The following is a 13922-nucleotide window of genomic DNA, read 5'->3' on the forward strand; positions in this document are numbered from 1 at the left end:
CATGGTGCGCGGCACCACGCAGCTCAAAGGTCATGTGATGAACGCGCTGGCGGATGGTATCTATGCCCAGGTCGCAGTCTATTCCGACCATTTCGCCCACGTGTCGGTAATGCGTAAAGTACTGCTGCGCATGACCAGTTGGATGCATTACCTTTATTTGGATCATTGAGACCGTCATCACCTGCCATTTTCAGTGACCTGAGCCATACTAAACGGTGCCCCACTATCATTGGGCACCGCTTTTTTGTTGGCAAAAAGGACCCGGCATGAAACTCATTGGCAGCTATACCAGCCCTTTTGTGCGTAAAATTTCGATTCTGTTACTGGAAAAGGGCATCACTTTCGAATTTGTGAATGAACTTCCCTACAACGCGGATAGCGGGGTGGCGCGCTATAACCCGTTAGGTAAAGTACCCGCGTTGGTCACCGATGCGGGCGAGTATTGGTTCGATTCGCCGATCATCGCGGAATATATTGAACTGCTGGATATCGCGCCAGCGATGGTCCCGCGTGACCCGATGGCAGCGCTTAAAGTTCGCCAGCTTGAAGCGTTGGCAGACGGCATTATGGATGCTGCGTTGGTTTCTGTGCGCGAACAGGTGCGTCCGGCGGCGCAACAATCGGAAACGGAACTGCTGCGCCAGCGGGAAAAAATCAACCGCAGCCTGGATATGCTCGAAAGTTATCTGAGCGACGGGACGCTAAAAACGGATACGGTCAATCTGGCGACTATCGCGATTGCCTGTGCGGTAGGCTATCTCAACTTCCGCCGGGTCGCGCCCGGCTGGTGCGTTGGCCGCCCCCACCTGGTCAAACTGGTCGAAACGCTTTTTCAACGCGAAAGCTTTGCCCGCACCGAAGCGCCAAAGGCTTGACGCGCATTATGTCCGCCTGAGCAAACTCACGTTACAATCCCCCTTATGTCGATATCCCTCTCCCGCCAGGAGAGGGCCACCAACAGCCAGGCATTTTCATGACAAGCGAAACGCGTACACTCTACAGCCAGCTTCCTGCTATCGATCGCTTATTGCACGATAGCGCTTTTCTTTCTCTGCGCGATCGGTATGGTCATACCCAGGTGGTTGATCTGCTTAGGCGGATGCTTGACGACGCGCGCGACGTCATCCGGAATACGCAAACGCTTCCCGACTGGTACGCAGACTGGGCGCAAGAGGCGAAACTCCGGCTGGAAAATGCGGCGCAAAGCGCGCTGCGCCCGGTGATTAACCTGACGGGGACGGTGCTGCACACCAATCTTGGCCGCGCATTGCAGGCGCAAGAAGCGATTGAGGCGGTAACGCAGGCGATGCGCGCGCCGGTGACGCTGGAATACGATTTGGATGGCGCCGGGCGGGGGCATCGCGACCGGGCGCTGGCGACGCTGTTATGCCGTATCACCGGGGCGGAGGACGCCTGTATCGTCAATAACAATGCGGCGGCGGTATTGCTGATGCTGGCGGCGACCGCCAGCGGCAAAGAGGTAGTGGTTTCGCGTGGCGAACTGGTCGAAATCGGCGGCGCGTTTCGTATTCCGGATGTTATGCGCCAGGCGGGCTGTACGCTGCATGAAGTGGGCACCACCAACCGGACGCATGCGAAAGATTACCGTCAGGCGGTAAATGAAAATACCGGGCTGTTGATGAAGGTGCATACCAGTAATTACAGCATTGAGGGCTTTACCAAAACGGTAGAGGAAGCGGAACTGACGGAAATCGGGCGAGAGCTGGATATTCCGGTGGTGGCGGATCTGGGCAGCGGTTCGCTGGTGGATTTAAGTCAATATGGCTTACCCAAAGAGCCGATGCCGCAGCAGCTCATTGCCGCAGGCGTCAGCCTGGTAAGCTTCTCCGGCGATAAGTTGCTGGGCGGGCCGCAGGCCGGGATCATCGTCGGCAAAAAAGCGATGATTGCCCAACTGCAAAGCCATCCGCTGAAACGCGCTCTGCGCGCGGATAAAATGACGCTGGCGGCGCTGGAGGCAACGTTACGTCTGTATCTGCACCCGGAAGCGTTGGCGGAGAAATTACCCACGCTGCGTCTGTTAACCCGCAGTGAAGCGTCGATTCGCGAACAAGCGCAGCGGTTACGGGCGCGGCTGGCGGCACGTTACGGCGATGAATTTACGCTGGAGGTTAAGCCCTGCCTGTCGCAAATCGGCAGCGGTTCATTACCGGTAGACCGCCTTCCCAGCGCCGCCATGACCTTTACCCCGCACGACGGGCGCGGTAGTCGGCTGGAGGCGCTGGCGGCCCACTGGCGCACGCTGCCTGTACCGGTCATTGGCCGAATTTATGATGGCCGTTTATGGCTGGATATGCGCTGTCTTGAAGACGAAAGCCGGTTTATGGAGATGATGCTGAAATGATTATTGCAACTGCCGGACACGTAGACCACGGTAAAACGACGTTGCTCCAGGCGATTACCGGCATTAATGCCGACCGTCTGCCGGAAGAGAAAAAACGCGGGATGACTATCGATCTGGGCTACGCCTATTGGCCGCAGCCGGATGGTCGTGTGCTGGGCTTTATCGATGTGCCTGGGCATGAAAAATTCCTCTCTAACATGCTGGCGGGCGTAGGCGGTATCGATCACGCTTTGCTGGTGGTCGCCTGTGATGACGGCGTTATGGCGCAAACGCGCGAGCATTTACAGATCCTGCAACTGACGGGCAATCTCCAGCTCACCGTCGCGCTGACCAAAGCCGATCGCGTGGACGAGGCGCGTATCGGTGAAGTACGAGAAGAGGTACTGGCGGCGCTCGACAACTATGGCTTCGCCGATACCGTTTTATTTGTCACCGCTGCCAATGAAGGACGCGGTATTGCAGAACTTCGCGCTCATTTACAGCAGCTTCCTGCACGTTTGCACGCCGCGCAGCATCGCTTCCGTCTGGCTATCGACCGTGCGTTTACGGTGAAAGGGGCGGGACTGGTGGTGACCGGAACGGCGCTGAGCGGAGAGGTGAAGGTAGGTGATACGCTGTGGTTAACCGGAGTAAATAAACCGATGCGGGTGCGTAGCCTGCACGCACAAAATCAGCCTACCGACCATGCGCACGCCGGGCAACGTATTGCGCTCAATATTGCGGGCGATGCGGAGAAGGAACAGCTTAACCGCGGCGACTGGCTGCTTTCCGATGCGCCGGTGGGGGAAGCTTTTTCCCGGGTGATCGTTTCTCTGGCGCTTCATGCGCCGCTTTCCCAATGGCAGCCGCTACATATTCACCATGCCGCCAGCCATGTGACCGGTCGCGTCTCTTTGTTGGAAGGCGGGCTGGCCGAGCTGATCTTCGATACGCCGTTGTGGCTGGCCGATAATGACAGACTGGTGCTGCGTGATATTTCCGCACGCGCCACCCTTGCCGGCGCACGCGTGGTGACGCTTAAGGCGCCGCGTCGCGGTAAACGTAAGCCTGATTATTTGCACTGGCTTTCAACGCTTGCCGCCGCGCAGGACGATAGCGCGGCGTTGGCCATTCATCTGGAACGCGGCGCCGTCAACCTGCCGGATTTCGGTTGGGCGCGTCAGCTTAATCCTCTCGGTATGCGTCAGCTTATTGAGCAACATGGTTTTATCCGGGCCGGAGACAATCTGTTAAGTGCGCCCGTCGCCGCCCGCTGGCAGCGTAAGATTCTTGATACGCTGGCGACCTACCACGAACAGCACCGCGATGAACCGGGGCCGGGACGCGAGCGTTTACGCCGCATGGCCCTGCCAATGGAAGATGAAGCGCTGGTCCTGATGCTGATCGAGCGGATGCGCGACGACGGCCTGATTCATAGCCATCACGGTTGGTTGCATCTGCCGGATCATAAAGCAGGATTTAGCGATGAGCATCAGGCCGTCTGGCACAAAGTCGAACCGCTATTTGGCGATGAGCCCTGGTGGGTACGCGATCTGGCGAAAGAGACCGGAACGGAAGAACAATTGATGCGGCTGGTGCTGCGGCAGGCGGCACAGCAAGGCATCATTACCGCGATCGTAAAAGATCGGTACTATCGTAACGATCGGATAGTCGCTTTCGCCAATATGATCCGCGAGCTGGATCAAGAGAGAGGATCAACGTGTGCGGCGGATTTTCGCGACAGGTTGAATGTAGGGCGGAAGCTGGCCATTCAGATCCTTGAATATTTTGACCGGATTGGATTTACACGACGTCGTGGGAATGATCATTTATTACGTGATGCGTTATTATTTCCGCAAAAGGAATGAAATGGTTAAATTAAATCAGAAATGAATCAATACAATTATTGAGTTGATTTATAAAAGCACATCAGGAAATTAACCTAATGTGCTTTTTATTTTTCTGACTTCTTAAAATAGTCATCGTGATCATATTATTAGGATAATTTCACCCGTATTCTTCGCACCTTATTCTGGTAATTAAGGACAGTATAATGGCAGCTTCAACGTTTTTTATTCCTTCCGTGAATGTAATTGGTGTCGATTCATTAAAGAACGCAATGAATACGATGGCGGAATATGGTTTTCGCCGTACATTAATTGTTACGGATGCTATGCTGACAAAATTAGGGATGGCGGGTGATATTCAAAAAGCGCTACAGGAACGTGATATTTTTAGCGTGATTTATGATGGTACGCAGCCTAACCCTACCACCAGCAATGTGGCTGCTGGGTTGAAGCTTCTGAAAGAAAATGGCTGCGACAGCGTTATCTCGCTGGGCGGCGGTTCCCCGCACGACTGTGCGAAAGGTATCGCGCTGGTGGCGGCGAATGGCGGCGATATTCGTGACTATGAAGGCGTTGACCGCTCCGCGAAACCGCAGTTGCCGATGATTGCGATTAATACGACCGCCGGCACCGCGTCTGAAATGACCCGTTTTTGTATCATCACCGACGAAGAGCGTCATATTAAAATGGCTATCGTCGATAAACACGTTACGCCGCTGCTCTCCGTCAACGACTCCTCTTTAATGGTTGGTATGCCGAAATCCCTGACGGCGGCAACCGGTATGGATGCGTTAACCCACGCGATTGAAGCTTATGTTTCCGTTGCGGCAACGCCTATTACCGATGCCTGCGCGCTGAAAGCGGTAACGATGATTGCGGAAAATCTGGTTGTTGCGGTTGAAGAGGGGAGCAATGTCCAGGCGCGTGAAGCGATGGCTTATGCTCAGTTCCTGGCGGGAATGGCGTTTAACAATGCGTCGCTGGGCTACGTTCATGCTATGGCGCATCAACTTGGCGGTTTCTACAACCTACCGCACGGCGTATGTAACGCGGTTCTGCTGCCGCATGTGCAGGTATTCAACAGCCAGGTAGCGGCGGCTCGCCTGCGTGATTGCGCAGCGGCGATGGGCGTCGATGTATCAGGCATGAGCGAGGCGGAAGGTGCGCAGGCGTGTGTGGCGGCCATTCGCCAACTGTCGCAGAAAGTCAACATTCCGGCGGGACTGCGCGAGCTAAACGTGAAGGAAGAAGATATCCCGGTTCTGGCGACCAATGCTCTTAAAGATGCCTGTGGTCTGACGAACCCGATTCAGGCGACTCACGACGAGATTGTGGAAATTTATCGCGCGGCGATGTAACGCCTTTGCCCGGTGGCGCGGACGCTTACCGGGCCTGCGTAGACGATGCAGGCCGGATAAGGCGTAACACGTTAGCTTCGATCGAGCTTTTGCTGCGCCAGCCAGACGGCACCCAGCCTGCCCGCCTGATTTCCCAGTTGGCAGGGCTGAATCGGCACCTGGAGCGCCTCCCACATTTCACACGTTTCAAGATGCCGCGTCAGGAGCGGGTAGAGCTTTTCCTGTTCGCTTATTCCTCCGCCGATCAGCACCACGCCCGGATCAAACATAGAGATCACGCTGTAAACGCCGCGTGACAGATAACGCGCCCAGTCATTGACCGCCTCACGCAGATGAACATCGGTCGCCATTCGTTCGAAGATCACATCCGCAGGCGGCATCTCTTCGGCAGGCAGCGCCAGCGCCTGGCGGCACGACGCCATTAATCCGCTGGTTGACGCGATTTTGTGCATACTTTCGCCATTATTCCCGACCGGCATGACGCCGAATTCACCGGCATGGAAATGTGCGCCGCGATACAGTTCTCGTCCGACGATAATACCGCCGCCAATGCCTGTTCCAATGGTGATACAGACCAGATTGTCATAATGCTGCCCGGCGCCTCGCCACATTTCGCCCAGCGCCGCGCAGTTCGCGTCGTTCTCCACGACCAGCGGCAGATCGGTCAGCCCGCTGAACAACTCCATCAGGTTGACGTCATCCAGATAAGCCAGCGCGCCCGCTTTTGCCGCATGACCGTTATGGGGATTAATATGGCCGGGGAAACTGACCCCGATTGCCGCAATGTCATAGTCCTGTTGGCAACGCGCCACCACATCCTGCCATTTGCGGGTAAACGTGGAGGCGTCCTCTGGCGTATCGAATTGATGATGGGTTAATTCTTCGCCGTCACTGTTAATCACGCCATATTTGACGTGAGTTCCTCCCACATCAATACCGATATATTGCTGCATAGTGTTCTCCGTACGTTAAACAGGCACCTGTTTAGTATGGCTAAAACCAGACGGAGAAACGTAAAGGAAAGTAATTCGTGATTGCTGTCGTAAAGCGGAAAACCATTGGCGAAAAATTCACCAGTACCGTCTACCCTTGTGGAGTACCTTTACAATAAGGAGTTGGTCATGACGAACAATCCCCCTTCAACACGTATTCAGCCAGGTGAATACGGGTACCCACTGAAGTTAAAAGCCCGCTATGACAATTTTATTGGCGGTGACTGGGTTGCGCCCGCCGACGGCGAATATTATCAAAACCTGACGCCAGTGACCGGCCAGCCGCTATGTGAAGTCGCTTCCTCCGGTAAAAAAGATATCGATTTAGCGCTCGACGCCGCGCATAAGGCGAAAGATAAGTGGGCGCATACGTCAGTACAAGACCGTGCCGCTATCTTGTTTAAGATCGCCGATCGGATGGAACAAAACCTCGAACTGTTGGCGACAGCGGAAACCTGGGATAACGGTAAACCGATTCGTGAAACCAGCGCCGCCGACGTACCGCTGGCGATCGATCATTTCCGCTATTTCGCCTCCTGTATACGTGCGCAGGAGGGCGGGATCAGCGAAGTTGATAGCGAAACCGTGGCCTACCATTTTCACGAACCGCTTGGCGTCGTGGGGCAGATAATCCCGTGGAACTTTCCGTTGTTGATGGCAAGCTGGAAAATGGCGCCAGCGCTGGCGGCGGGTAACTGCGTGGTGCTTAAACCGGCACGCCTGACGCCGCTTTCCGTTCTGCTGTTAATGGAAGTCATTGGCGATCTGTTACCGCCGGGCGTCGTCAACGTCGTGAACGGCGCGGGCGGCGAGATCGGCGAATATCTGGCGACCTCGAAACGTATCGCGAAGGTGGCGTTTACCGGTTCGACGGAAGTGGGTCAACAGATCATGCAGTACGCCACGCAGAATATTATTCCGGTGACGCTGGAGTTAGGCGGCAAGTCGCCCAATATCTTCTTCGCCGACGTGATGGATGAGGAAGATGCGTTCTTTGATAAAGCGCTGGAGGGATTTGCCCTGTTTGCCTTTAACCAGGGCGAGGTGTGTACCTGTCCAAGCCGTGCGCTGGTCCAGGAGTCCATCTATGAGCGCTTTATGGAGCGCGCTATTCGCCGGGTAGAGAGCATTCGCAGCGGGAACCCGCTAGATAGCGGTACACAGATGGGGGCGCAGGTCTCCCACGGCCAGCTTGAGACTATCCTCAATTATATCGATATCGGTAAAAAAGAGGGGGCCGATATTCTGACCGGTGGGCGACGCAAGGAGCTGGATGGCGAACTTAAAGAGGGCTATTACCTTGAGCCTACCATTCTGTTTGGTAAGAATAATATGCGCGTCTTTCAGGAGGAGATCTTTGGCCCGGTGCTGGCGGTAACCACCTTTAAAACCATGGAGGAGGCGCTGGAAATCGCTAACGATACGCAGTATGGCCTCGGCGCAGGCGTCTGGAGCCGCAACGGCAATCTGGCTTATAAGATGGGTCGCGGCATTCAGGCCGGGCGCGTATGGACCAACTGCTATCACGCTTATCCGGCACATGCGGCGTTCGGCGGCTATAAGCAGTCGGGCATCGGGCGCGAAACTCATAAGATGATGCTGGAACACTACCAGCAAACCAAGTGCCTGCTGGTGAGCTATTCCGATAAGCCGCTGGGGCTGTTCTGACGCAAGAGGTAATGCCCGATGGCGCTGCGCTTATCGGGCCTACCGCGTTGATATTAGCCTGGTGGTAATGTCTGATGGCGCTTCGCTTATCAGGCCTACAAAAATTCATCGCAATTTACTGATATTGCAAATCTTGTAGGCCGGATAAGGCGCAGCCGCCATCCGGCACAGTATTACCGCTCGTTAACCCAAATCCGCATTTCGCCCTCGCCACGGTTGGCCCAGCTAAACCACGGAATGAATGTTAGCGTCTGCGGCTGGCGCGATGACGGCGCGTTATCGTAGTGCCACAACGCCTGATGCTGCGCATCTGGGGCGCTTTGCTTCTCGCCTTCAGCCTGAATCAGCATCTTATGCGCAAAAAGCCCTTTGCCCTCAAAGACCCGGAACTCACTCTCTTTCGGTAGCCACAGATTATGCAGTTCTTCGCCGTTATCGGCCTGCTCAAGGCAATAGACCAGCGGCCCGCGCTGAATGGCGACCTTACCGGCGACGTGACGCGCCAGCGGATTGCCATACACGCGGCGAACCGGCATCGGCAGCGTCAGGGTTATCGTATCGCCCTCCTGCCAGGTTCGACGGATATGCAGATAACCTTTGCGAATATCCTGCTCCACTTCCAGCCCGTTGAGCGTCACTTTGGCCTCAGGGCACCAGTCCGGCAGACGTAGCGCCAGCGTGTGACGTACCGGCTGCACAGAGTCGATGGCGATCTTCACCTGCTCATGCCACGGGTAGTTCCCGCTGATTCGCAGTTTTAGCGCGCCATTTTCAACGGGTACTTCCAGGCTGTTACCCACGTACATATTGATGTACAGCGCATCCGCACGCGGCGTGTAGATGTAGTGACCAAGGGAGGTGAGCACGCGGGCGATATTCGGTGGGCAGCAGGCGCAGCCAAACCAGCGCTGGCGGATGGGCTTAACGTGATCGTAAATATGGTTGAATTTTAACGATTTTGGATGCACTTCCAGCGGGTTGACGTAGAAGAAATGCTTGCCATCCAGCGCCATACCGCCGAGGACGGTGTTGTACAGCGCGCGCTCCATCACGTCGACGTACTGGCTATCGGCTTCCATTTCCAGCATCCGGCGGGCGAACATCATCAGGCCGATTGAAGCGCAGCTTTCCGCATAGACCGAATCATTCGGTAAATCGTAATCGCTGCTAAAGGCTTCGCCGCTGCTCTGCGAGCCAATCCCGCCGGTGATATACAGCTGACGCTGCGCCATATTTTTCCACAGGCGCAGGCAGTCCTGGCGTTTGCCTTCATCGTTGCTCAGGCGAGCGAGATGCGCCACGCCAGTCATCAGATAGACAAAACGTACCGCGTGGCCGATTGCCGTCTGCTGCTGTGAAATTGGCAGATGCGCCTGACTGTAGGCTTTGTCTTTGACCATCCACGCCGGGCCGTAGGTATGCCAGTAAGAGGTTTGGCCGCGTTTTTCGTACTCTTCGTCGTAGAAGTGCGGTTGGGCGCCGCGCTGCCCGATAAAGTAGCTTGCCAGCGTCATATAGCGCGGCTGCTCTGTTACCTCATACAGACGCATCAGCGCCAGCTCAATTTCCGGGTGGCCCGGATAGCCGTGCAACTGATTTTCGCCAGGGCCGAAAGTGCTGTCGATATGATCGGCCAGGCGACAAACGACGTCTAGCAGCCGACGCTTGCCGGTGGCCTGAAAGAAGGCGACGCCCGCTTCAATCAGGTGTCCGGCGCAATAAAGCTCGTGGCACTCCGCCAGGTTGCTCCAGCGTTCTTGCGGGGCTTTTGCCGTAAAGTACGTATTGAGATAGCCATCGTCACACTGTGCGGCGGCCACCAGTTCAATCACCTCATCGGCGGTTTTCTCAAGCGCGGGATCGGGCTTCTGGCACAGTGACCAGGCAACCGCTTCCAGCCATTTGGCAACGTCGCTGTCCTGAAAGACCATGCCGTAAAAGTCGCCCGTCTGCTGACCTGCGGCAATGCGGAAATTTTCAATGGCATGGCTGGGTTCAGCCTCTGGAATACGATCGTTTAACGCATCCCACTGGTAAGGAATAACCACATCGCGAACCAGTTGTTGATACTGTCCGAGGAACGGATCGCTGATCGTCAGTTTATGCAGATCGACTTCCAGTACGTTCATTTCGTGCTCCTTAAGGCTGTAGAGGTCATAGATATTCCTCGCTGACGGGGTATTTTATGGCAGTAATTTTTATTTTCGCGTTATGACCTGATTCATTTTGCCCAGATAGCGGTGAGCGACAAGGCGATAAAAGAGTAAAAAAAGATGACGATTCCGACCCGTATTTAAAAATGTGAGATGGATCGAGTGAAATGACTATTTTTAGTTAATAATCAAAAGGTAATATGAAATACGGTGCTGAATGAGCGGGAAATGATATATTAATGCTCGAATTATCCATAACATTACCGATTAAAGTCCAAAACGGCGGATTATTTATTTCTCGCGGCATTGGGCGTCATCCTGCCAGGCGTCTGCAATCGTGGGAAATTATATTTGTGGAAAAAGGCTGCCTGAAAATTCAGGAAGAAGAATGTATTTTCTGTGTCGAAGCCGGGGAAAGCCTGTTGCTTTGGCCGCATCGCCGCCATATTGGCGTTGAGGAGTTTCCCGCCGATCTTAAATTTTACTGGCTCCATTTTGAGGTCAAAGCGCCGGACAGCGACCCGCGCTGGCTGACGCATCTTTCCGTGCCGCAGCATACCCAGGTTGCCGATCCGCAGGCGCTGATTGCGCTTTTTCGCCAGTTTATGAACGAGCAGGAAAAGCACCAGCGCAGCCCGGCGCTGGAGTTCATCGTGCTGCTGATTTTGCAGCAGCTCACCGTTGACGCCCGGCAGAATGAAAACGCCGAGGCCGCTGGCGTGTCGCTGGCCTGGAAAGTACAGCAGCTGATTCGAACGCACTATCACCAGCCGCTTTCCAGCTCGGTTCTGGCGAAAGAACTGCATTGCAATGTGGATTATCTGGGACGCGTTTATCGGCGGGTATTTCACCTTACGCTAACGGAAGCCATCCACCGCCAGCGGGTGCGCGAGGCGGAAAAGTTGCTGATTAGCGACGCGCGTTCGTTAAAAGAGGTGGCGGAGCGGTGCGGTTTTAATGATGTTGGTTACTTTCGCCAGATCTTCCGCAAGCACACCGGCCTGACGCCTACCGCCTGGAAGCGGCGCTACAGTAAGGAACACGTTAATTCTTGAGTATAATCTTTGGCCCTCTGACAACGCGGTTGCAAACTGAATGCCCGATGGCGCTTTGCTTATCGGGCCTACAAGAGTTCATCGCAACGTATTGATATTGCAAATCTTGTAGGTCGGATAAGGCGCAGCCGCCATCCGACACAGACTGTGACTGCCGGCATTACTGCCCGTAATAGGCATTCGCGCCGTGTTTACGCAGATAATGTTTATCGAGCAGTTCAGGCTGCATATCCGGCAACTGCGGGGCCAGCTGGCGCGAGAACAGCCCCATATAGGCGCACTCCTCAAGCACCACGGCGTTGTGGACGGCATCGACGGCATTTTTACCCCAGGCAAACGGGCCGTGCGAATGAACCAATACCGCCGGGATTTGTGCCGGATCCAGACCGCGCTCTTCAAAGGTTTTAATAATCACCTCGCCGGTCTGATACTCGTACTCGCCATTCGTCGCACCTTGAAGCGCTACATATCGCGACCGGCGAGACCATTAACTTCTCCAGTCGCTGACTCGCAACACCATTACCGGTTTACCCGCAATGTACGATGAGCTGGTGCAAATTCGTGAAACCGCACAGGCTATCTCTAATGAGCTGGGATTTACCGTTCGCGAATAAGACAGCTCGCCAGGTTTTATCAGGCATCTGACAAAATTTGTCCGTTTGCGTAGTGGGATCAACGCGGTGGGGAATGGCTCTCTGGCATTCTGGCGTTTTAACGCAGGGGGAGAACAATGAACCGGTTTATTATGGCGGATGAGTCGGCGTGTATCGGGTGTCGTACCTGCGAGGTCGCCTGCGTGGTGTCGCACCAGGAACAGCAGAATAGCGCGGCGGTGACGACGGCGGACTTTGTGCCGCGTATCCGGGTGATAAAAGAAGATAGTTTCACCACGGCCACGGTCTGCCATCAGTGTGAGGACGCGCCGTGCGCGAATGTCTGCCCGGTACAGGCGATTCGCCGTGATCGGGGGCATATCTTCGTGACGCCATCGCGCTGCATTGGTTGTAAAAGCTGTATGCTGGCTTGCCCGTTTGGTGCGATGACCGTGGTGGCGTCCGCGTCAGGCGCGCAGGCGATTAAATGCGATCTTTGCTGGCATCGGGAAGCGGGGCCGGCGTGCGTGGAAGCCTGCCCGACCAGTGCGTTACAGTGCGTTGACGCAGCACACGTGCAGCGCCAGCGCCTCTATTCTCAACCTTTCTGAACGTCGTTCCGGCCTGCATGATGGCCGGAATAGCCGTCAGCCTTCACGCCAGGCGCGTTCTATCTCTTCTGCCAGAATTTTTACGCCCGCCTCAATTTTGTCCGGCTCAGGCACGTAGTTCATCCGCATACATTGGTGTGTGTGCGGCCAGGGTTTATCCAGTCCGGGAAAGAAATAGTGGCCCGGCACCATCAGCACGCCACGCGCTTTCAAGCGTTGATAGAGTAGCTCGGTGGTAATCGGCAGATCTTTAAACCACAGCCACAGAAATATTGCGCCCTCCGGTTTATGAATCAGGCAGCGTTCTTCGGATAAATAGCGACGAATGATCGCGATCGTCTGTTGAACGCGCTGGTAGTAGAAAGGTTTGATAACCGTTTCCGACAGCCGCAGCAGATCGTTACGCTTAATCATTTCGCACATCATCGCCGGACCCATGCCGCCGGGCGCAAGGCTGATAATGCCGTTCATGTTGGCAATGGCGGAAATCGTCTTATCATTGGCGATGATAATCCCGCAGCGGGAGCCGGGCAGCCCCAGCTTTGAGAGGCTCATGCATAGGATAATATTGGGGTTCCACAGCGGGCGCGCCTCGCTAAAGATAATGCCAGGAAACGGTACGCCGTAAGCGTTATCAATCACCAGTGGGATGTTGTGCTGATTCGCCAGTCTGTCCAGCTTCATCAGCTCTTCATCGGTGATAACGTTACCGGTTGGGTTGGTCGGGCGCGAGACGCAAATCATCCCCGTTTCTTCGCCGATGTGCAGATGCTCAAAATCGACGTGATACTTAAACTGGCCTTCCGGCAGCAGCTCAATATTCGGGCGCGCCGAAACGAAGAGGTCGTCTTCCAGACCGGAATCCGCATAGCCGATGTATTCCGGCGCAAGCGGGAATAGTACCTTTTTCGTACTGCCGTCGGCGCGACGGCCGGCGAAGAGATTAAATAAGTAGAAAAACGCGCTCTGACTGCCATTTGTCAGCGCAATATTCTGTGGTTCGATATCCCATCCCAGCGTTTCACGTAGCAGTACGGCCAGTGCATTCAGTAGCGCCGTTTTTCCCTGGGGACCGTCATAATTACAAAGCGCATCAGCGGCTTTGCCGCTTTCTACCATCTCTGTCAGTAGCGTCTGGAAATAATCCTGCATTGCAGGGATGTGTGCCGGGTTACCGCCGCCAAGCATGATGGCGCCTGGCGTGCGTAAGCCGTCGTTGAGATCCTCCATCAGGCGGGTAATGCCTGAATGGCGGGTAAATTTATCGCCGAAAAGTGAAAATGTCATAACGGGTGATCTAT

At 55.1% G+C, this 13922-nt stretch carries 10 protein-coding genes and 3 pseudogenes; 9 read left to right on the forward strand and 4 right to left on the reverse strand.

From position 1 onward, the window contains the following. The 5 genes and pseudogenes from ACLD11_RS07545 to yiaY form a co-directional block, all read left to right on the forward strand. Window positions 1-169 (forward strand): annotated as a pseudogene (locus ACLD11_RS07545) (hypothetical protein); the annotation flags it as partial. Between the two features lie 97 nt (window positions 170-266). Beyond that, window positions 267-875: a glutathione S-transferase gene (locus tag ACLD11_RS07550; RefSeq protein WP_094964404.1), complete on the forward strand. Its 609-nt coding sequence runs from the start codon at window positions 267-269 to the stop codon at window positions 873-875. 98 nt (window positions 876-973) lie between these two features. Then, a complete protein-coding gene (gene selA, locus ACLD11_RS07555) occupies window positions 974-2365 on the forward strand; it encodes an L-seryl-tRNA(Sec) selenium transferase (protein ID WP_411014744.1) in 1392 nt (463 codons plus the stop codon). After that, entirely contained in the window at window positions 2362-4212 is a 1851-nt protein-coding gene (gene selB, locus ACLD11_RS07560) for a selenocysteine-specific translation elongation factor (RefSeq protein ID WP_411014745.1), read from the forward strand. The genes selA and selB overlap by 4 nt, the downstream gene beginning before the upstream one ends. 185 nt (window positions 4213-4397) lie before the next feature. Beyond that, window positions 4398-5549, forward strand: coding sequence for an L-threonine dehydrogenase (yiaY, locus tag ACLD11_RS07565; RefSeq protein ID WP_411014746.1), 1152 nt, complete (start codon window positions 4398-4400; stop codon window positions 5547-5549). A gap of 71 nt (window positions 5550-5620) precedes the next feature. Here the strand turns inward: yiaY and ACLD11_RS07570 are convergent, their stop codons facing one another. Continuing rightward, window positions 5621-6502, reverse strand: coding sequence for an ROK family protein (locus tag ACLD11_RS07570; protein WP_411014747.1), 882 nt, complete (start codon window positions 6500-6502; stop codon window positions 5621-5623). Between the two features lie 168 nt (window positions 6503-6670). Here ACLD11_RS07570 and aldB point away from each other — a divergent pair, with 168 nt between their 5' ends. Further along, window positions 6671-8209, forward strand: a complete 1539-nt coding sequence (aldB, locus tag ACLD11_RS07575; protein ID WP_000183988.1) for an aldehyde dehydrogenase AldB — start codon at window positions 6671-6673, stop codon at window positions 8207-8209. 173 nt (window positions 8210-8382) lie between these two features. On the opposite strand, the gene ACLD11_RS07580 is transcribed toward aldB, so the two are convergent. After that, entirely contained in the window at window positions 8383-10338 is a 1956-nt protein-coding gene (locus tag ACLD11_RS07580; protein WP_411011567.1) for a glycoside hydrolase family 127 protein, read from the reverse strand. Window positions 10339-10601: 263 nt separating this feature from the next. Between ACLD11_RS07580 and ACLD11_RS07585 the strand changes: the two genes are divergently transcribed. Then, window positions 10602-11417 carry a helix-turn-helix domain-containing protein gene (locus tag ACLD11_RS07585; RefSeq protein ID WP_411011568.1) on the forward strand — a complete coding sequence of 272 codons (816 nt, stop codon included), beginning with the start codon at window positions 10602-10604 and terminating at the stop codon, window positions 11415-11417. 160 nt (window positions 11418-11577) lie between these two features. On the opposite strand, the pseudogene ACLD11_RS07590 reads toward ACLD11_RS07585, so the two are convergent. Continuing rightward, window positions 11578-11862, reverse strand: a pseudogene (locus ACLD11_RS07590) (class II aldolase/adducin family protein); the annotation flags it as partial. Window positions 11863-11911: 49 nt separating this feature from the next. Here ACLD11_RS07590 and ACLD11_RS07595 point away from each other — a divergent pair. Next, window positions 11912-12013 (forward strand): annotated as a pseudogene (locus tag ACLD11_RS07595) (IclR family transcriptional regulator); the annotation flags it as partial. 134 nt (window positions 12014-12147) lie between these two features. Further along, entirely contained in the window at window positions 12148-12621 is a 474-nt protein-coding gene (locus tag ACLD11_RS07600) for a 4Fe-4S dicluster domain-containing protein (RefSeq protein WP_411014748.1), read from the forward strand. Window positions 12622-12657: 36 nt separating this feature from the next. Here ACLD11_RS07600 and avtA read toward each other — a convergent pair whose 3' ends face one another. After that, a complete protein-coding gene (gene avtA / locus ACLD11_RS07605; RefSeq protein WP_000144383.1) occupies window positions 12658-13908 on the reverse strand; it encodes a valine--pyruvate transaminase in 1251 nt (416 codons plus the stop codon). Window positions 13909-13922 lie beyond the last annotated feature (14 nt).

Origin of the sequence: Salmonella sp. 741265116_PST (genome assembly GCF_046567715.1) — a bacterium.
In the GTDB taxonomy this organism is placed as follows: Bacteria; Pseudomonadota; Gammaproteobacteria; order Enterobacterales; family Enterobacteriaceae; genus Salmonella; species Salmonella enterica.

Bases quoted from the DNA above. Each gene is read 5' to 3' on its own strand.
- ACLD11_RS07550 (WP_094964404.1), top strand. From the start codon at position 267: ATGAAACTCATTGGCAGCTATACCAGCCCTTTTGTGCGTAAAATTTCG.
- selA (WP_411014744.1), top strand. From the start codon at position 974: ATGACAAGCGAAACGCGTACACTCTACAGCCAGCTTCCTGCTATCGAT.
- selB (WP_411014745.1), top strand. From the start codon at position 2,362: ATGATTATTGCAACTGCCGGACACGTAGACCACGGTAAAACGACGTTG.
- yiaY (WP_411014746.1), top strand. From the start codon at position 4,398: ATGGCAGCTTCAACGTTTTTTATTCCTTCCGTGAATGTAATTGGTGTC.
- ACLD11_RS07570 (WP_411014747.1), bottom strand. From the start codon at position 6,502: ATGCAGCAATATATCGGTATTGATGTGGGAGGAACTCACGTCAAATAT.
- aldB (WP_000183988.1), top strand. From the start codon at position 6,671: ATGACGAACAATCCCCCTTCAACACGTATTCAGCCAGGTGAATACGGG.
- ACLD11_RS07580 (WP_411011567.1), bottom strand. From the start codon at position 10,338: ATGAACGTACTGGAAGTCGATCTGCATAAACTGACGATCAGCGATCCG.
- ACLD11_RS07585 (WP_411011568.1), top strand. From the start codon at position 10,602: ATGCTCGAATTATCCATAACATTACCGATTAAAGTCCAAAACGGCGGA.
- ACLD11_RS07600 (WP_411014748.1), top strand. From the start codon at position 12,148: ATGAACCGGTTTATTATGGCGGATGAGTCGGCGTGTATCGGGTGTCGT.
- avtA (WP_000144383.1), bottom strand. From the start codon at position 13,908: ATGACATTTTCACTTTTCGGCGATAAATTTACCCGCCATTCAGGCATT.